The sequence below is a fragment of the Chloroflexus sp. genome, assembly GCF_034431535.1.
GTDB lineage: Bacteria > Chloroflexota > Chloroflexia > Chloroflexales > Chloroflexaceae > Chloroflexus.
Genome location: NZ_DAOUDC010000042.1, coordinates 18,169 through 37,170 on the forward strand (window position 1 = coordinate 18,169; position 19,002 = coordinate 37,170).

Here is a 19,002-nt window from a genome sequence, read left to right on the forward strand (position 1 = left end):
TCATTTTTTCCACACTAATCTTCAGAGCATCTTTAGCTCATGCACAGATAATTTGAATGGCATTTAGTAGCGCTTTCTGTTCAACATCACCTTCTCGCTCATCACTAGCGCCTGTTTACTGAGGAGAAAGTCATGACGGGATACGACATATCGATTGTGATTCCCTGTTATAACGAAGCTGAAGGCATGGATGTAATGCGCGAGCGGCTCGCACAGGCGCTGGTCACCCTCCGCGAGCGCGGGCGGATCCAATTGGTGCTGGTTAATGATGGCAGCCGTGACGGCACCGGCGAATTACTGGAACAGACCTTTGGCGGCTGGCCCGATACGGTCATTGCGCATCACGCCACCAATCGCGGCTTAGGGGCCGCCTTACGCACCGGCTTCGCGCATGCCACGGGTGATGTAATTGTTACCTGCGATAGTGATGGCACCTACCCGTTCAGCGAGATCCCGGCGCTGCTCGACCGGCTCACGCCCGATGTCGATCTGGTGACAGCGTCGCCGTACCACGCAGGCGGCAGGATCGAGAACGTACCGACCTACCGGGTCTTCATCAGCAAATCCGCTTCGCTCTGTTATCGCGTGCTGGTCAATCCGCGCATCCACACCTACACTGCCCTCTTCCGCGCTTGCCGGCGTGAAGTCATCGAACGGGTCACCACCTCTGCCGACGGCTTTTTGATGGTGACTGAATGGTTAGTTGAAGCGCTCCTCAGCGGCTATCGCGTCGCCGAATACCCCACCACCCTGCGGGTGCGCCAGTACGGGCAATCGAAAGCGCGGGTGTGGCAAATCACGAAAACCCACCTCCGGTACATGGCCGGCATACTGCGCCGCCGGTTAGGGGCGCAACCGCGAACTAAAGCGCTACCGCGCAGCCACTAAGCAACGACTGCGAGATGATGGGAGAAACGCATGCAGCAGGTGGAAGAACGCACAATTGTAACGACCGCACTTGCAGACGCCGCGGAAACCGAGCAACCAACGCCACGAAAGGGCAAACTGGCTATGAGCACGATTATGCTGATTTTGATCGCCACTGCGCTGGGTGTGATCGGTCAGATGATGCTAAAGCAGGGGATGGGCGCGATGGGGCCATTGGCGCTGACCTTAGACGCGACTCCCAGCATTATTTTGCGCATCGTCACCTCGCCGATGGTCATTGGCGGCCTGCTCATTTATGGCATTGGCACCTTCTTCTGGCTGATCACCCTCTCGCGAATCGAACTCAGCGTGGCCTACCCGTTCGTGAGTCTCAACCATATCATCATCTTCCTATTGGCATGGCTCGTGTTGCACGAACAGGTAAACCCGCTGCGCGCCGCCGGCGTGCTTGTGATCTGCGCCGGTATGTTGATGGTTGCACGTTCCTAGCTATCGTTCACATTACCGCATGGGGGGAGGATCATGGACATACTCACGTCATACTTTAGCCAAATCCGCCAGACGCTTGAGCAACTGCCGCAGGCGTCGCTGCAACAGGTGGCTGATGCACTGTGGGCAGCGTATGAGCGCGATGCCACCATCTTTGTGTGCGGGAATGGCGGCAGCGCCGCGACTGCCTCGCACTTTGTCTGTGATTTGGCGAAGTGGACGATCAAATCATCAGCGCGCCGGGTGCGCGCGATCGCCCTCACCGACAATGTACCCCTCATTACTGCATGGTCGAACGATCAAAGCTACGCCGATGTCTTCGTCGAGCAATTAAAGGCGCTCTATCGCGATGGCGACGTCATCGTCGCCATTTCGGGCAGCGGCAATTCGCCGAACGTGGTGCGCGCCATCGAGTGGGGCAATGAGGTTGGCGCTGTCACGATTGGCCTGACCGGTTTCAACGGCGGGCGCCTGCACCAGATTGCCCAGATCGGTCTGCACATCAACAACCACGTGATGCCGCAAGTGGAAGACATTCACAGCTCCATCTGCCACGCGCTGGCGGTCAACTTGGGCCAGCAGATTGAACTGTCGCTCCAGCCGGCAATCTTGCAGACAGTTGCAGTAGGAGGTTAGCTATGATCCCGGTTGCCCGTCCTCTGATTGGGCGTGAAGAAGAAGAGGCCGTCCTCGCTGTGCTGCGGTCGGGCATGATCGCGCAAGGGCCAGAAGTAGAGCGGTTCGAGACCGAATTTGCCACGTTGTGCGGCACGCGCCATGCCGTTGCCGTGATGAATGGCACCGTTGCGCTGTACCTCGCGCTCTTGGCCCACAATATCGGGCCGGGTGATGAAGTGATCACGACGCCATTCAGCTTCATCGCTACCGGCAACAGCATCTTGATGACTGGCGCGACGCCGGTGTTCGTCGATATCGATCCACACACCTACAACATCAATCCCGATCTGATCGCTGCTGCGATCACCTCGCGGACGCGGGCGATTATGCCAGTGCATCTCTACGGGCAACCGGCTGATATGGCGCCGATTATGGAGTTGGCGCAGCGGTACCATCTGGCCGTAATCGAAGATGCGGCGCAAGCGATTGGCGCGACCTACCGCGGCCAACCGGTCGGCAGCTTTGGGGTTGGGTGTTTCTCGCTCTACGCGACGAAAAACGTGACCAGCGGCGAAGGGGGCATGATCACGACCAATGATCCGGCCATTGCCGAACGGTTACGGTTACTGCGCAACCATGGCAGCCGGGTGCGCTACTACCACGAACTGCTTGGCTATAACTTCCGGATGACCGACTTGCAGGCGGCGATTGGTCGGGCCCAATTGGCCAAGTGCGATCGGTTCAATTCGCAACGGATCGCGAACGCCGCGTTTCTCAGCGAACAGATTCGCCACCCAGCCGTAATTACGCCCTTTGTCCAACCCGATGTGCGGCACGTCTTCCACCAGTACACTATCCGGGTGGTAGGTGATCGCGACACGGCCATCAAACAACTGCACGCAGCCGGCGTCGGCACGGCGATCTTCTACCCACTGCCGATCCCGCAACAACCGCTATACCGCAAATTGGGCATTGAAGCTGAAACCCCGGTAGCTGATCGGGTGGCGCGCGAAATTATCGCTTTGCCGGTGCATCCGGCGTTGAGCAACGACGAGCTACACCAGATCGCGGCGGCGGTCAATGCGTTGACGGTGAACGAGCCGGTGGCTGCATAGCAACGTCGTAACACCAGACCGTTTGCCGCTGCTGGCGGCGGGCGAGGGGCAACAAGGTCAAGAAAGGGAGATGCAATCAATGGTCGATATTATCGGCGGCGGCATTCTTGGGCTCAGCCTTGCCTATGAGCTGCTCAAGCGCGGCACACCGGTGCGGGTGTGGGAACGCGCCAGCACGCTTGGCGGACTCATGGGCCGCACGCGCTTTCCTGAGCTTGGCGGGATGGCGTGCGATCGCTATTATCACGCAATCCTCAGCAGCGATCGTACCCTCATGAACCTGTTCGATGAGCTTGGACTGCGCAGCCGCTTGCGCTATACCGCGACCAAGATGGGCTTTTACCACGACGGCAACATCTACCCGATGTCAACGCCACTCGAGTTTCTACGCTTTCCGCCGCTGCGCCTGATCGATCGCCTACGCCTTGCCTATACCATTCTCGCCTGCCGCCAGATCAAAGACTGGCGCCGTCTCGAACAACTCCCGGTCGCCGAGTGGCTCACCCGCCTGAGCGGTGAACGCACGGTGCGCCATGTGTGGACGCCGCTGCTGCGGGCCAAGTTCGACGGCGATTTCAGCCAAGTGCCGGCCACCTACATTTGGTCGCGGCTGGTGCGCACGACCGATACCCGCACCAAAGGCGGCAGCCAAGAGTTGATGTGCTACCTGCCCAACGGCTATCAAGAGCTGATCGATGCGCTAGCGGCGGCAATCCGGCAGCGCGGCGGCCAGATTGAGCTGAACGCGACGATTGACACGATCAAGGTTGAGGATGGGCGCGTCAGCGGGTTAGTTGTCAATGGTCACGAAATCCCAGCCGACCATGTGGTGATTACGGCCCAAACCCCGATTGCTCGCCAGTTGTTGCCGCCGGAAGCGGCAGCCGTATCAGCGTGGTGGGGCCAACTCGACGGCTTTTTGGGCATCGTCTGCATGCTGGTCGTGCTGCGCCGCCGGCTGACGCCCTACTACACGCTCAATATCACCGACGAGCGCATTCCGTTCACCGGCGTCATCGAGACGACCAACTTGATCGATCCGCAGTATGTGGGCGGGTATCACCTCGTCTATCTACCGAAATACGTCGCCGCCGACAGCCGGTTTGCCCGCATGCCTGACGATGAATTGCGGCCTGTCTTCCTCGGCTATCTGCGGCAGATGTTCCCCGATCTGCGTGATGATGATATCGCTGCGATCCGGATCGGGCGGGAACGGTATGTGGAACCGATTCACCCGATTGGCGCAACTGATTTGATCCCGCCGATCGCCACGGACATTCACGGTCTGTTCCTTGCCAATACCGGCCAAATCTACCCGCAACTCACCAATGGCGAATCGGTCTGTGCCTTTGCGCGCTCGGTAGCAGAACAGATCCAGCCGATCGTTACCCGGCAGCCGTCGGCAGCCGCTTTATCACTCGCCTGAGGTGAAGTATGAGCCTGACCAGTGTTGAGCTAACCAAACCAACCGCCACCCATTCCAACTGCGAGGCGATCTCGTACCGGAGGCTAGCGCTGACCGGCACGCTGATTGTGGGCGACGCAGCGGTGATTACCTTGAGCTTCCTGCTCGCGTATGCGGTGCGCTTCTTCACCAACTTGCCCATCTTCGCCGAAGGCGCCATGCAACCAGAGTTTTATAGTCTCTTGATTGCAATGCTGGTGCCCGGTTGGATCGCGCTCTTTGCGATGCATGGACTGTACCAGAGCATGGCCCTGTTCAACGGCACCCACGAATACAATCAGGTTTTCAACGCCGCCAGCAAAGGAATGCTGTTGGTCGTGATGCTCACCTTCTTCTTCCCGGATATTGTCGTGGCCCGTGGCTGGCTGGTGATGAGCTGGATCCTCTCGTTTAGTTTGACGATCGCGTGGCGATTCGGCTTTCGCCGCATCGTGTACTGGTTACGGCGACGCGGCCATCTGCTTGAGCGCGTCTTGTTGGTTGGCGCTACGGAAGAGAGCCGGGCAATTGCCGAGCAGTTGCTGGCCGAGCAACGGGCCGGCGCGCAGATTGTGGGCTTTATTGATGACCGGTTGCCGGTGGGCAGTGAAGTGATTGCCGGCAAGGCGCGTGTATTGGGGACAACCACTGATTTTGCGCAACTGGTCAAAGAGCAAAATGTTGAGACGATTATTATTGCCGATACCAACTTGATCCGCGAACGCCTGATCAACGTCAACGGCGCCATGGATCTGCTGAACCAACTCGAAGTGCGGCTGGCGCCGGGGTTGTTTGACCTGCTCACGATTGGCGTACAGGTGCGCGAGCAAGGCGCGGTGCCGCTCTTGAGCCTCAACAAGACGCGCATTACCGGCTTGCATGCGATCGGAAAGACGATCATCGATCGGGTAGGGGCACTGGTTGGACTCATCTTGCTCGCGCCGCTGTTTCTGATGGTTGCCATCGCGATTAAGCTCGATAGTCCCGGCCCGATCTTCCACCGCCGGCGTGTGATCGGGGTCGGCTACCGCGAGTTCGATGCCTTCAAGTTCCGCACCATGTACGTTGACGGCGATAAGCGCCTCACGCCGGAACAGCGGGAAACATTGCACACCCACGGAAAGCTGAAGGATGATCCCCGGATCACGCCGATCGGTCGCTTTTTGCGCCGCACGAGCATTGATGAGCTTCCGCAACTCTTCAATGTGTTGCTGGGCCAGATGAGCTTGGTCGGGCCACGCATGATCACCGCCAGCGAGATGCATCACTTTGGACGCTGGCAGCATAATTTGTTGACCGTGCGACCGGGCTTGACTGGGTTGTGGCAGATCAGCGGGCGGAGCAATCTCGGTTATGAGCATCGCGTCCGGCTCGATATGCACTACATCCGCAACTATTCGATCTGGTTGGATTTGTTGATCATCTATCGCACCATCCCGGCGCTCTTGAAGGGCGAAGGGGCCTATTGATCATATGTCATAGCACGGGGAGGGGAGCCATGGAACAACGCACACTACGTGCAGCGGTGATCGGAGTTGGCAGCATGGGTCGCAACCATGCCCGCGTCTACGCGAGTATGCCGGGGGTCGAACTGGTTGCGGTCTGTGACACCAATCTCGCGGCTGCGAACAGTCTGGCCAGCATCTACCGTTGTCACGTCTATACCGATTACCACGACATGCTGAGCAGCGAGAATCTCGATCTCGTGTCAGTAGTGGTGCCAACCAAATACCACTTTGCGGTGGCGAGCACGGTGATTGGGCATGGCGTGCATGTGCTGATTGAGAAACCAATTGCCGCGACCGTCGAGCAGGGTTGGATGCTGATCGAAGCAGCGCTGCGGCAAGGCGTGATCCTCACTGTTGGCCACATCGAGCGGTTTAACCCAGCGATCATCGCGCTGAAAGAGCAATTGAACAACCACGAGTTAGGCAACCTATTCCAGATTATGTCACGCCGCGTCGGCCCCTTCCCGGCCCGAATTATGGATGTCGGCGTGGTGGTTGATCTCGCGACGCACGAGATCGATATTCTCAACTACCTGATCGGTTCGCCGATCACGCGGATGCATGTCGAGTTGCACCGTCACCTGCACCAGAGCCACGAAGACATGCTCTCGGCGCTGCTGCGGTTTGAAAATGGCATGATCGGCGTACTCGACATTAACTGGCTGACGCCGACCAAAATCCGCGAACTGAGCGTCGTCGGTGAGCGGGGGATGTTCGTGGCCAATTACCTCACCCAAGACCTGACCTTCTACGAGAACGACTCGTGCCAAGGGCGGGCGTGGCCGGAATTGGCGCTGATTGGGGTCAGCGAGGGGCGCAGCATCCGGCTGAAGGTGCCGCGGCGCGAACCGCTGTACGAAGAGCTGCGCAGTTTCTGCGAAGCGGTGCGAAACGGCACCGAACCGGTCGTTAGCGGTGAGGCAGGGGTGGCGGCGCTAGCAATCGCCAATCAGATTGTCGAGGTTGGCTTGCGCGAGCAACCGGCGGCAGGATTGATCGAGCGTGCATTGGCCGTAGGGATGTAGGCGTAAGGTGTGCGGGTGGGTTTGAAACCCGCCCGTCCCCTATCTCAGCGCGATCGCTTGATCCGATAGCCAGCCGCCTCGCGATCCCATGCGTTACCAACCCCCTCAGCTTTGAGTTTGTACTTCTCGACCCGCTCAGTCGCCGTTTTGGGCAAGCTGTCGCGGAATTCGATGTAGCGGGGCACGGCGAAATAGGCGAGCCGTTCTTCGCACCAGCGCACCAACTCGAGCGGATCGAGCGTCGCGCCGGGGCGCAGCACCACCACGACTTTGACTTCTTCTTCTCCTAATTCGCTCGGCACGCCGACGGCGGCGCTCTCAAGCACGGCTGGATGCGTGTTGACGGCCTGCTCGACTTCCCACGATGAGATATTCTCGCCGCGCCGCCGGATCGACTGTTTGAGCCGGTCGATGAAGATCGCATACACCGCCTCATCGAGCCGACCCAGATCGCCGGTGTGGAACCAGCCGCCGCGCATTGCCGTCGCGGTCTGTTCAGGCTGCCGGTAATACCCCATCATGATAAGATTCTCGCGCTGCGGGCGAATCGCGATCTCGCCGGGAACGCCGGGCGGAAGCGGGGTGTCGTCGGTACCAACGATCGCCAGCTCAAACCCCGGCATAGCGGTGCCGAAGGTACCCACTCGCACCGCGTCACGCGGATTAGCGACGCAGAAACCGGTAGTTTCGGTCAGGCCATAGCCTTCGATAATCGTCAGGCCAAACCGCTCTTCAAATGCGCGCCACAGATCGGGCGGGGTGGCCGCGCAGGCCGCGATGCGCACCCAGTGGGTACGGTCATCGGGCGATGACGGCTGTTTCATCAAGATCGGGATCATCGCAGCCAGCAGATTGCAGATGGTCGCCCCTAGATCAGCTAATTGCCGCCAGTAGCGCGAGGCGCTGAAGTGTTCGAGCAGCGCGATCGTCGTACCGCGGTAGATCGCCGGCAACACGGTATGAGCCTGCGCGTTAATATGAAAGAGCGGCAGACTGGTGCCAAAAACATCATCCACCGTCGCGCCGATCATGACATCGGCAAAGAGCGCCGCCGAGTGGAGATAAGCGTGGTGGTTGAGCATCACCCCTTTGGGCGGGCCGGTAGTACCGGAGGTGTAGAGAATGCTGTGCAGATCGGTCGCATTGCCGGGAGAAGGATCGGCGGGCCGCGCAGCGGCGAGCAGATCGTGCCATGCGAAGCTGCCCGGCGCTGTTGCCATACCCCGAACTATGAGATGGCGCAACGCCGGCAAGCGATCGCGCATCGTCTCGACGCGATCGAGCAACGACTGCTCGATGACCAGCACCGTTGCGCCGGCATGGTCAAGAATGTAGTGCAACACATCACCCTTGAGGTGAATATTGATCGGCACTGTCACGGCACCGAGACACGCGCTGCCAAACCATGCCCACAGGTAATCAGGTGTATTCCCGAGCATCAGCGCAACCCGATCACCGGGACGCACGCCAAGCTCGGCAAAGACACCAGCGGCGCGCCGGGCTAGTCCGGCTGCTTCGGCGTAGCGCCACGCTTGATCGGCAAAACGCAAGAAAACGCGACCAGGCTGGCGTTCGGCTTGCGAATCGAGAGCGTGCCAGAGTGTCTGCATAGGCGGATTCGTGCCACTTAACGCGGATGATAGGGTTATTGTACCGCATGTTGAGGGCGACGCATGCATTGCCCTTACGGGCGTTCGTGTTCGCCCATCGCGGCCAGCAACTGCTCATCGCGGCAATCGCTGCCGATGCTCAGGAAGGCCAACCAACCCACACCGGCAACCACCAGCGCCAACGGCAACCACGATGCGCCGAGCGCCGGCCAGAATGCGCTGAGGGTAGCGACCGCGCCGTTGCCGTACAACTGGTACCACTGCACCCCAAGGCCCATCAAGCCAAACGCACTGACTTGCAACGGGCGCAGACGCGGGCCATCGATCCGGCACGAGATAGCGGCCCGCTGGCGCAAATGAGTAATCACGCCGCCGCCGATCAGGCTCAAGGCCACACCCATGCCGCCACCGCCGGGGCCAAGCGCCAGCTCCAAGCCGATCGCGACCATCAACCCTGCTATAATGGCTATACTCCAACGCAGCCATCGATTAGCAAACATCGCATCCTACTCCAATTTCACCGGCCCCAACTCCGATTCAAGCGCATGCACTGCTGTGCGCAAGACTTTGATACGGGCGTACTTCTTATCTTCCGCCTCGACGATCGTCCACGGCGCAACCGGTGTGCTGGTACGGAGCAACATCTCATCGGCGGCTTCGAGATAGAGCGGCCACTTCTCACGGTTGCGCCAATCTTCATCGGTCAGTTTCCAAGCCTTATACGGCACATGCTGGCGCTCTTCAAACCGGCGCAGTTGCTCTTCAGGACTAATATGCAGCCAGAATTTAGCAATAATCGCGCCGAAATCGACCAACTGGCGCTCAAATTGATTGATCTCGGCAAAGGCCCGCCGCCACTCATCGGGCCGAGCAAAGCCTTCGACTCGTTCGACCAGCACCCGGCCATACCACGAACGATCGAAGACGGCGAACTGGCCACGGGGCGGCAAGCGGCGCCAGAAGCGATAGAGGTAGTGGCGCGCTTTGTCGTCGCCGGCAGGCGCGGCAATGGCATGCACGGTATAGGCGCGTGGATCGAGTTCGGCTGTCAGGCGTTGGATAGCGCCGCCTTTGCCGGCGGCATCCCAGCCTTCAAACACAAACACGACCGGACGTTTTTGATGGTAGACTTGCAAACCAAGCAGATACAGTTTGGCCTGCAACTGTTTCAACTCGCGGTGATACGTATCGTCATCAAGGCGCAAACTCAGATCGACGCGCTGCAACGGCCCGGCTGCGCGCAGCAGCGGCACAGCCGGCGTGGTAACGACTGGCGTCGGGATCGGTTCGATCTGGTGATTCGTCGTGGCAATAGGCATAGCCACCACTGCTGCCGGCTTACTATCAATCGCACCCAACACCGGCATCCGGATTGCTACATTGTAGCGCCGCAACCCCACCCCACTATCGTCAATGCTGGTGCCGCGATCGGCGGCAGTGATCCCTAACCGGCTTTCCAATGCTCCGACCATGATTTGCAGCACTGTCAAGCGTGCATAGCGCTTATCAGCCGCCGGAATGATGTGCCACGGTGCAAAGGCGGTATCGGTGCGAACCAGCATCTCTTCGACGGCACGATAGACCCGCTTGTAATGCCGGTTCTGCCAGCGATCCTCTTCGGTCACACGCCACGCATTGAGCGGATCGGCCAAGAGCTTAGCAAACCGGCGCGACTGCTGTTTCTTCGTAATGTGCAGCCAAAACTTGAGGATCAGCGCGCCATCGTCAGCCAATTGGCGCTCGAAGATTGCCGCATCTTCGCACCGGGTGCGCCACTGATCGCGATCGCCCTTGGTGGTGTAGGCGGCCAGCAACTCGCGATACCACGATCGATCAAAGAAGGTCATCTGGCCATAGCTCGGCACCTTCAGCCAGAAGCGATACAACCACGGATACTGTTGTTCATAGGTGCGGGGAGGCGTGATAGAATGCACACGAAAACCGCGCGGATCGAGGCGGCGAGTCAGGGTAGCGATCGTGCGGGCCTTGGCCGTGCCGGCCCAACCTTCAAAGACGAAAATAGTCGGGATGCGAGCATCAAGCAACATCTGCTCAAGATCAAAGAGCCGCGCCTGCAATTCAGGAGCAGTCTGCTGATATTCCTCTTTGCTGAGCGTCACATCGGTACTACAGCGATCAAGCATAGTGTGATTCCTCGCTGGCAAACCCGTCCCACGTATACCCATTCTCGGCGTAGAGCGCCAAAAACACCTCAACCACGTGCGGATCGAAATGACGGCCCGCCTGTTCACCGATATAAGTCAACGCGCGTTCCGGCGACCAAGCTGCCCGGTACGGGCGAGCGCTGGTCAGCGCATCGTAAACATCCACCACGGCAAAGATCCGCGCGGCCAAAGGAATATCCTCGCCGCGCAAACCGCGCGGATAACCGGTGCCATCCCATTTCTCGTGGTGGCACCACGGGATGGCCAGCGCCGGAGCAAGGAAGGCAATCGGGCGCAGCAATTAGACCGCCAGCGTGGGATGGGTGCGCATAATCGCCCATTCCCGTTCATCGAGCGGGCCGGGCTTATTCAAAATCGCGTCGGGGATGCCCATCTTGCCAATATCGTGCAGCAACGAACCCCGCCGGATATGCACCAGCTCTTCGCCCGAAAATCCCATCCACTCGGCGATGCGCATCGTCAGTTCGGTCACGCGGCGCGAATGACCTTCAGTCTCGTGATCGCGGAGATCGAGGGCCCGGGCCCAACCTTCGATGGTGGCATCGTAGGCCGCGTGCAATTCGTCATTAGCGCGCTGAATCTGTTCAAACAACTCGGTGCGGCGCAGCGCGTTGCCAACCCGCTCGGCAGCAGCCACCAAGATATCAACAATTTGTTCCGAGATAGGATGTGCGCAGATCAATGTCGCCACCGCATGGCAATGATCGTTAGTGCAATCAACGCAGCGGAATGGAACGACAACGATGTCACCATTGGGCATCAGATCAACGGGGGCCGATTCGCGCAACAAGGGGCGATGTTCCCACTGCTCCTGCCACCTTGGCAACTGCTCGGCCAACCGATCAAAGCGGACGGCATCGCCGCACACTTGCTCGATCTGCCATTCATCGTCCAGTTTCCGCCACAAGGCCACCGCATCGGCTTGGGTTATTTCATGCAATTGCGTCCCCAACACCCACGCCAACTCAGTCCGGTTTTGGGCCGGACGCATTGCCTCAGCCAACGCATCAATCATTGCCTGCTTCTGTTCGCGTTGCACTCGCTCGGAAACATCTTGCTTCACGGCAATGAAATGCTCGATCATGCCATCACACTTGACCGGCGTAATGGTCATCTCTTCGTAGTAGAGCGAACCGTCTTTGCGGCGATTGATCAGCTCGCCTCGCCATGGTTGGCCGCTCAGGATTTGCGCCCACATCGCGGCGTAAAACGACTGATCATGCTTACCTGAGCGCAGCAAACGGGTAGGCTGGCCAATGACTTCGGCAACCGGATAGCCGGTCAGCACAGTAAACGACGGGTTCGCCCATTCAATCACACCGTGAATATCGGTAATCACAATCGCCTGCGCTGACGCATTCAGTGCCGTACGCAGCAGATCAAGCTCGGCTTGGGCTTTTCTGCGTTCGGTAATATCGCGGATCACGCTCAACAGCACTCGTTCGTTGCCAATATCAGCGCCGATCGAACTCACCTCAACCTGAAACACGCTGCCATCGCAGCGCAGATGCGTCGTTTCAAACAAAATCCCCTGCGTATTAGCCTTCGTCATCTGATCATGCATGATCTGGCGCGTCTCAGGCGAACGCAAGTCAAAAATCGTCTTGGCGCAGAGCTCGGCCCGGTTATAACCATAGGCACGTTCGGCGGCAGTATTGGCTTCGAGGATTTGGCCGTCACTGCCGCGGATAAACTGGACAATATCGCGGGCATGGGCGCTTAGCAACTCGTAGCGCGTCAACCGGGCCGCCACTTCGACCTGCACTGTCACATCGCGCGCAATCCCTTCGACAGCGCCATCAACCACCACAAAACGCACATCGAGCCAGACATACCGGCCATCGCTCCGGCGGGTATGCAGCAGAGTCTGGCCGCGGCCTTGGGCGATCAGGCATTCAACTTGCTCGATCTGCGGTTGATCAATGAATTCGCTAAACGCCGGCATCTGCGCGAGCAATTGTTCCGGTTCATAGCCAAGAATATCGCGTACCGCCGGGTTGACGAGATCAAGCTGCGGCTGTGGTGTAAGCACATAGCGAAAGATAATATCGGGCGCTTGTTCGGCCAAGCGGCGAAAACGGGCTTCGCTCTGCTGAAATGCCGCTTGAGCCGCATCACGTTCCATAGCACGTTGGCGCGACTCGACGATCCGGGCCAAATTCCCGGCCAACAACATGCCGATATCAATCACCATGTCACTAAACAAGTTCGGCTGCCCAGCATACAGATTCAGCGTGCCGATCACCCGGCCATCAATATGCAGCGGCAGCGCCGCCGACGATCGCAACCCGCGCGGCAAGGCTTCATCACGCCACGGCTTCATCCACGGATCGGTTGCAATATCGGCGGCAACCACCGGCTGGCCGAGCCGCAAACTCGTTCCGGTCGGGCCCCGACTACGCTCAGCATCACTCAACCGGATCTGCACTACATCCACATAATCGCTGGCCGGCCCCCAGCGCGCTACCGGCACAACCTGCTGGGTCGCCGGATCAACCAGTCCAATCCACGCAAGGCGCAAGCCAACCTCTTCGATCGCCAACCGGCACACTTCCTGCTCGAAGAGCGGTGACGGCGGCGCGTTAATGGATAGTTGATGCAGCCGGGTGGCTAAACGGCTCAAGCCGCGTTGCAAGTCGATTTGATGCCAAAGCTGGGTAATGAGGCTATAGCCGAACAAGGCGCTGGCGGCGATAAAACTGATATCGAGCGGCAATCGCGTCCAAGACGGCAGCGCTTGACTCTGCTGCATCAAGAAATGCACGATCAAGAGCCAAATCGTCGCGATCAGGATATAGCCGCCAGTCAAGCGAACACGGTACTGGGTTGGAAGTGATTTATTCTTCATAGCATCACCAGCGCAAGGTGGGTGCTTGCGTGATGGTATTGTAACAAATTGGTGCAGCGAAAAACGCACCAATTGATCGGTTATAGGCGCAATTGTCGCAACTCGCGCCTTTCGTAGCTAAACAGCAATGTTATGGAAAGATTAGCGACGTATAATACACCAAAGAGTCGCCGCACTACTCCGAGGAGCCGCGCTATGACATCAATCACCGATCACACGGCCGATGAGATCGAACGGCTCGTCGAAATTGCCGAACACCTGCGCGATGGCGACTTCGCGATTGAGGTGCCAGCAGTGCAAAGTCACGACGAACGGATCAGCCGGCTGGCGGCCTCGCTCCGTGAACTGGCGGCCAGCCTTGCCCGCCGCCAGCGCGAGATTGAGACGCTGCACCGCATTACCACCCGCATTAATGCCGGTCTCCTGCTCGATGAGATCCTCGATGGCGTCTACAACGATTTTCGTGAAGTGATTCCCTACGAGCGGATCGGGTTTGCTCTACTCGAAGACGGTGGTAAGGTATTGCGCGCGCGCTGGGCTCGCACCAGCTTGCCGGCAGTCCATTTGAAACGCGGTTACTCAGCGCCGATGGCCGGTAGCAGCCTTGAGACGATTATGCAGACCGGCCAACCGCGCATTATCAACGATCTCGTGCAGTATTTGCGCCGCAAGCCCGAATCGGAATCAACCCGTCTGATCGTCAACGAAGGGATTCGCTCGTCGCTGACCTGCCCGCTGATCGCCAACGGCGTACCGGTCGGTTTTATCTTCTTTTCGAGCGTTAAAGACAACACCTACACCAACGAGCACGTCGAACGCTATATGCAGATCGCTGAACAGTTGTCGGTGATCGTGGAAAAAGGCGACCTCGTCTCGCAACTCGCGGCGCAGAAAGAGCTGCTCGAAAAGCAAAACGCCGAACTCCGCCGTTTGTCGGCGCTCAAGAACAACCTGCTCGGCATGGTGGCCCACGACTTGCGCAACCCGGTAGCGATTATCCAGATGATGGCCGCTATTTTGCGCAACCAACAATTACAGCGCCCGCCGGAAGAGCGCCAGCGCATGCTCGATGACATCTATCGCCAAACCCAACACATGCTGGCAATGCTGAACGATCTGCTCGATCTGAGCCAGATTGAGAATGGCACCGTGACGATTGCACCCGAACCAGTGGCGATCAAGCCGTTGCTGGAAGAGACGATCAACCGCCACCAGTTGTTAGCAAACCCCAAACAAACCCGCATCGAACTGTCTACGGCGATTGATGGCACGGTGTATGCCGATCCATTGCGTCTCCGCCAAGTGCTCGACAACCTGATCTCGAACGCGGTCAAATTCTCGCCTCCCGGCAGCACCATTACCGTGAACGCCGAACGTGACGGCGACTGGTGGAAATTTGCGGTCTCCGATCAAGGGCCGGGGATTAGCCCCGATGAACGCAGCCGGCTATTTGAAGCGTTTAGCCGGTTATCAGCCCGGCCAACCGGCGGCGAAAAGAGCACTGGGCTTGGGCTTGCCATTGCCCGGAAGGTGGTGATGGCTCATGGTGGCGTGATCGATGTCTCGTCCACACCGGGACAGGGCGCAACCTTTTGGTTCACCCTCCCTGCCGCCCTCCGCGAAGAGGCTTGACTATGGCGCACATCTCACCGATTCAACGACTGACGCGCACGTATATTGGCGGGCTGGTGATGATTGCTTTGCTCGCGATCGGCGGTTACTCGCTGCTCGCGATCAATTCGCTGCGGCTCTCGCAGTACGATACGCTGCTCGATCTGACCCACCGCCAGCAGATCCGCGCCCAGCAAACGGCGCTGCTTGCCTCTGAGCTCGCCCTGTATGCCAATGCCTCACAAGCGGCGTCGATCCGGGCCGAACTGCGCACACTGAGCACTGAACTGCACCAGACTCACCAACGATTGCTAGAGGAAGCGCCGGCAACCCCGATTAATCATCTGACTCCGGCACTTGATCGCTTTCTGTTTTACGTCAACAACTTAGTTGAAGCGCCACTCGATCAACTGAACCGGGATAACCTCGATCTGCGCGCCATTCAGACCAACCTGATCTCAGTGCAGAGCGATCTGAGCGCCACTAGCAGTCTCTTACTCATGCAAAGCCAAGCCCTGCGCGATCAGGTTTCGCTGATGCAAGCGGGTGTGTTGGTGATGATCCTCTTGCTCTTGACGGCTGGCGGGTTGCTGGTCATCCGCCCCTTTGCCCGCAGCGCCCGCCGCGAAGCTGACCAACTGCGCATGCTGTCACTGGTGGCGCGTTATACCGACAACGCGGTGATCATCACCGACCGCAACGGTCTGATCGAATGGGTCAACGAAGGCTTCACCCGCATTTCCGGCTACACCCTCGACGAAGTGCGCGGGCGGAAACCGGGTGAGTTTTTACAAGGACCGGCAACCGATCAGACTACGGTAGCTGCGATCAGCCAAGCGCTGCGCAACGGGGAATCGATCAAAGTCGAGATCGTCAATTACACGAAGCAAGGCCGGCACTATTGGCTCGCGCTTGACATCTCGCCGGTTTACGATGATCAGCACAATCTCACCCGCTTTATCGCGATCGAGTCAGACATTACCCATCAAAAAGAGATGGATCGCATGCTGCGCGCGGCGCTGAAAGAGAGTCGTGACGTGATGAATGCGCTCGATCAATCAGCGATCCTGTCGATTGCCGATCCCGAAGGGCGTATCCTCGAAGTGAACGAACGGTTCTGCGCGATCACCGGCTACCGGCCCGATGAGTTAATCGGGAAGGATCACCGTATCTTCAAATCGGGCGTGCATCCGCCGGAGTTTTTTGCCGAGATGTGGAACACGATCAAATCTGGTCACATCTGGCGCAACGAGATCTGCAACCGGGCCAAAGATGGCCACTTGTTTTGGGTTGATACAACGATTGTGCCGTTCATTGGCGAAGATGGCAAACCTGAACGATACCTTTCGGTGCGTTTTGACATCACCGCGCGCAAGAAGAGCGAGGAAGAGCTACGCGCCAGCGAGACCCGCTATCGCTCGGTCATCACCGTGATGAGCGAGGGGATCGTGGTGATGAATAAGGCTGGCATGATCGAGACCTGCAACGCTAGCGCCGAACGGATTCTCGGCTTGACCTACGACCAACTGATAGGCCGCACTAGTTTCGATCCGCGCTGGCAGGCGATTCACGAAGACGGCAGCCCCTTCCCCGGCGAAGAGCACCCAGCAATGATCACACTTTCCACCGGACGCCCGCAAAGTGATGTGATTATGGGGGTGCGCAAACCAAGCGGCGATCTGACGTGGATCTCGATCAATTCCCAACCGCTCTGTGATGAACGCGGGCAGATGTATGCCGTTGTCGCCAGTTTCCACGACATTACGGCCCGCCGCTTGGCCGAGCAAGAGTTGCGTTTCCAGAAGACGCTGCTCGAATGCCAGACCGAAGCCTCACCCGACGGCGTGCTGGTCGTTTCGCCCGAACGACGCTGCCTCTATGCCAACCGGCGCTTCCGCGAGATGTGGGGTCTCGAAGATCTGCCGATTGAACAGGCGACTTGCGTGGCCAGTATGGAAGCTATGCTGGCTCAAGTCTGCGATCCAGAGCGGGTGCGCAACGAGATCGAGGAACTCTACGCGAACCCACACCTGACCGGCAAAACCGAAATCGAGCTGAAAGATGGCCGCACGTTCGAGCGCTATAGCGCACCCGTCATCAGTGCCGAAGGCGATTACTACGGTAGAGTCTGGTTCTTCCGAGATGTGACCGAACGGCGGGCAGTCGAGCGGATGAAGAACGAGTTTGTGGCGGTCGTCTCGCACGAATTGCGCACGCCGCTGACCTCGATCCGCGGCTCGCTCGGCTTACTAGCGGGAGGGGTGGCCGGCGAATTGCCGCCTCGCGCTGCGGCGATGATTGATATTGCGCTCAAGAATAGCGAGCGGCTGGTGCGCTTAATCAACGACATCCTTGACATCGAGAAGATCGAGTCGGGCAAGATGGTGTTTAAGCTGCAACCGGTCGTGCTTGATACGCTGGTGCGGCAGACGATCGAAGCTAATCGCGGCTACGGCCAGCAATACGATGTCAAGATTGAATTGACCGCCACCCTGCCCAATGTGCAGGTGTACGTTGATCCCGATCGAATGACGCAGGTCTTCACCAACCTGATTTCCAACGCGGTCAAATTCTCGCCGGCGGGGGGCAAAGTGGAAGTGGCGATCGGTCGCGAACCACAGGGGCGGGTGCGCGTGACCGTTACCGACCACGGGCCGGGAATTCCGGTCGAGTTCCGCGATCGCATCTTCAAGAAATTCGCGCAGGCCGACTCATCAAACACGCGCCAGCAAGGCGGCACTGGCCTTGGCCTGAGCATCAGCCGGGCCATCGTTGAGCGGCACGGCGGCCAGATTGGCTTCGTCACCGCCACCGGCGTCGGCACAAGCTTCTACGTTGATTTGTTCGAATATCGGGCAAACGCCACCTCCTTGCCGATACCGGCAACACCGCAGCATGCGCCGCGGATCTTGATCTGCGAAGACGATCCCGACATTGCGGCGCTGCTGTCACTGATGTTGCAGCAAGCCGGCTATGCCACCGACGTTGCCCACACTTTGGCCGAGGCGCGCGAACTCTTGCAACAACGCGACTACCGGGCGATGACGCTCGATCTGATGTGGCCGAACGAAGACGGCAGCGCCTTTATCCGCGAAGTGCGCGACAAAGCGCGCACGCGCAATCTCCCGGTCGTGGTGGTATCGGCACGAGCCGACGAAGAACAAACGATCAGCGGGGAAGGCGTTGATGTGGTAGACTGGTTGCAAAAGCCGATTGATCAGCAACGGCTGCTCATCGCGTTGCGCCGGGCAGCGCGGCGCGCTGGCGCGAACCGGCCCCAAGTCCTGCATATCGAGGATGATAGTGATGTGGTCGCCGTCGTGCGGCTGTTATTAGCTGATATTGCTGAGGTGCAACAGGCGGCCACCATCGCTGAAGCACAGCACTTGTTGCATACCCAAGCGTTTAATCTAGTCATTCTCGATCAGAATTTGCCTGACGGCAACGGGATCGAACTCTTGCCACTGATCGAGAGCCAGCAACCGCCGCTGCAAGTCATCCTCTTCTCGGTGCGCGATCTCGACCCGGACATTGCCAATCGCGTCGCCGTCACGTTGGTCAAATCACGCACGACGAATACTGAACTCTTGGCCGCCGTGACGCGCCTGCTCGATCAGGCTGCTCCAACCGCAACCTCGCCCACATTGACTAAATAAAGGA

The 19,002-nt window shown here is 58.7% G+C and carries 14 protein-coding genes; 9 read left to right on the forward strand and 5 right to left on the reverse strand.

Annotation, left to right across the window (positions count from 1 at the left end; all coding sequences use genetic code 11):
• Positions 1 to 132 precede the first annotated feature (132 nt).
• From U9R61_RS10085 to U9R61_RS10115, 7 genes are all read left to right on the forward strand, one after another.
• Positions 133 to 888 carry a glycosyltransferase family 2 protein gene (locus U9R61_RS10085; RefSeq protein ID WP_322488687.1) on the forward strand — a complete coding sequence of 252 codons (756 nt, stop codon included), beginning with the start codon at positions 133 to 135 and terminating at the stop codon, positions 886 to 888.
• A 123-nt stretch (positions 889 to 1,011) separates the two neighbouring features.
• Entirely contained in the window at positions 1,012 to 1,377 is a 366-nt protein-coding gene (locus U9R61_RS10090; RefSeq protein ID WP_322488688.1) for an EamA family transporter, read from the forward strand.
• Between the two features lie 33 nt (positions 1,378 to 1,410).
• Complete coding sequence (locus U9R61_RS10095; protein ID WP_322488689.1) at positions 1,411 to 2,013, forward strand: SIS domain-containing protein; 603 nt, start codon at positions 1,411 to 1,413, stop codon at positions 2,011 to 2,013.
• Positions 2,014 to 2,015: 2 nt separating this feature from the next.
• A complete protein-coding gene (locus tag U9R61_RS10100; RefSeq protein ID WP_322488690.1) occupies positions 2,016 to 3,110 on the forward strand; it encodes a DegT/DnrJ/EryC1/StrS family aminotransferase in 1,095 nt (364 codons plus the stop codon).
• A 79-nt stretch (positions 3,111 to 3,189) separates the two neighbouring features.
• Positions 3,190 to 4,536, forward strand: a complete 1,347-nt coding sequence (locus U9R61_RS10105; protein ID WP_322488691.1) for an NAD(P)/FAD-dependent oxidoreductase — start codon at positions 3,190 to 3,192, stop codon at positions 4,534 to 4,536.
• Positions 4,537 to 4,544: 8 nt separating this feature from the next.
• The gene (locus U9R61_RS10110; protein WP_322488692.1) at positions 4,545 to 6,023 is read left to right on the forward strand and encodes a sugar transferase; all 1,479 of its coding nucleotides are present in this window, start codon (positions 4,545 to 4,547) and stop codon (positions 6,021 to 6,023) included.
• A 29-nt stretch (positions 6,024 to 6,052) separates the two neighbouring features.
• Complete coding sequence (locus U9R61_RS10115; RefSeq protein ID WP_322488693.1) at positions 6,053 to 7,087, forward strand: Gfo/Idh/MocA family oxidoreductase; 1,035 nt, start codon at positions 6,053 to 6,055, stop codon at positions 7,085 to 7,087.
• Positions 7,088 to 7,131: 44 nt separating this feature from the next.
• Here U9R61_RS10115 and U9R61_RS10120 read toward each other — a convergent pair whose 3' ends face one another.
• The 5 genes from U9R61_RS10120 to U9R61_RS10140 form a co-directional block, all read right to left on the reverse strand.
• On the reverse strand, positions 7,132 to 8,697 hold the full coding sequence (locus tag U9R61_RS10120; protein ID WP_322488694.1) for an ATP-dependent acyl-CoA ligase: 1,566 nt from the start codon (positions 8,695 to 8,697) through the stop codon (positions 7,132 to 7,134).
• 74 nt (positions 8,698 to 8,771) lie between these two features.
• Positions 8,772 to 9,197 (reverse strand): hypothetical protein, encoded by a 426-nt coding sequence (locus U9R61_RS10125; protein ID WP_322488695.1) that lies wholly within the window; start codon positions 9,195 to 9,197, stop codon positions 8,772 to 8,774.
• A gap of 6 nt (positions 9,198 to 9,203) precedes the next feature.
• Positions 9,204 to 10,841, reverse strand: a complete 1,638-nt coding sequence (locus tag U9R61_RS10130) for a hypothetical protein (protein ID WP_322488696.1) — start codon at positions 10,839 to 10,841, stop codon at positions 9,204 to 9,206.
• Complete coding sequence (locus U9R61_RS10135; RefSeq protein ID WP_322488697.1) at positions 10,834 to 11,163, reverse strand: HD-GYP domain-containing protein; 330 nt, start codon at positions 11,161 to 11,163, stop codon at positions 10,834 to 10,836. Before U9R61_RS10135 ends, U9R61_RS10130 begins: the two co-directional genes overlap by 8 nt.
• Positions 11,164 to 13,731 (reverse strand): PAS domain S-box protein, encoded by a 2,568-nt coding sequence (locus U9R61_RS10140; RefSeq protein ID WP_322488698.1) that lies wholly within the window; start codon positions 13,729 to 13,731, stop codon positions 11,164 to 11,166.
• Between the two features lie 195 nt (positions 13,732 to 13,926).
• On the opposite strand from U9R61_RS10140, the gene U9R61_RS10145 reads away from it, so the two are divergent.
• Both U9R61_RS10145 and U9R61_RS10150 read left to right on the forward strand, forming a co-directional pair.
• On the forward strand, positions 13,927 to 15,363 hold the full coding sequence (locus U9R61_RS10145; RefSeq protein ID WP_322488699.1) for a GAF domain-containing sensor histidine kinase: 1,437 nt from the start codon (positions 13,927 to 13,929) through the stop codon (positions 15,361 to 15,363).
• A 2-nt stretch (positions 15,364 to 15,365) separates the two neighbouring features.
• Entirely contained in the window at positions 15,366 to 18,998 is a 3,633-nt protein-coding gene (locus U9R61_RS10150) for a PAS domain S-box protein (RefSeq protein WP_322488700.1), read from the forward strand.
• Positions 18,999 to 19,002: the final 4 nt, after the last annotated feature.

Bases quoted from the DNA above. Each gene is read 5' to 3' on its own strand.
- U9R61_RS10150 (WP_322488700.1), top strand. From the start codon at position 15,366: ATGGCGCACATCTCACCGATTCAACGACTGACGCGCACGTATATTGGC.
- U9R61_RS10140 (WP_322488698.1), bottom strand. From the start codon at position 13,731: ATGAAGAATAAATCACTTCCAACCCAGTACCGTGTTCGCTTGACTGGC.
- U9R61_RS10120 (WP_322488694.1), bottom strand. From the start codon at position 8,697: ATGCAGACACTCTGGCACGCTCTCGATTCGCAAGCCGAACGCCAGCCT.
- U9R61_RS10115 (WP_322488693.1), top strand. From the start codon at position 6,053: ATGGAACAACGCACACTACGTGCAGCGGTGATCGGAGTTGGCAGCATG.
- U9R61_RS10145 (WP_322488699.1), top strand. From the start codon at position 13,927: ATGACATCAATCACCGATCACACGGCCGATGAGATCGAACGGCTCGTC.
- U9R61_RS10130 (WP_322488696.1), bottom strand. From the start codon at position 10,841: ATGCTTGATCGCTGTAGTACCGATGTGACGCTCAGCAAAGAGGAATAT.
- U9R61_RS10085 (WP_322488687.1), top strand. From the start codon at position 133: ATGACGGGATACGACATATCGATTGTGATTCCCTGTTATAACGAAGCT.
- U9R61_RS10100 (WP_322488690.1), top strand. From the start codon at position 2,016: ATGATCCCGGTTGCCCGTCCTCTGATTGGGCGTGAAGAAGAAGAGGCC.
- U9R61_RS10110 (WP_322488692.1), top strand. From the start codon at position 4,545: ATGAGCCTGACCAGTGTTGAGCTAACCAAACCAACCGCCACCCATTCC.
- U9R61_RS10105 (WP_322488691.1), top strand. From the start codon at position 3,190: ATGGTCGATATTATCGGCGGCGGCATTCTTGGGCTCAGCCTTGCCTAT.
- U9R61_RS10125 (WP_322488695.1), bottom strand. From the start codon at position 9,197: ATGTTTGCTAATCGATGGCTGCGTTGGAGTATAGCCATTATAGCAGGG.
- U9R61_RS10090 (WP_322488688.1), top strand. From the start codon at position 1,012: ATGAGCACGATTATGCTGATTTTGATCGCCACTGCGCTGGGTGTGATC.
- U9R61_RS10095 (WP_322488689.1), top strand. From the start codon at position 1,411: ATGGACATACTCACGTCATACTTTAGCCAAATCCGCCAGACGCTTGAG.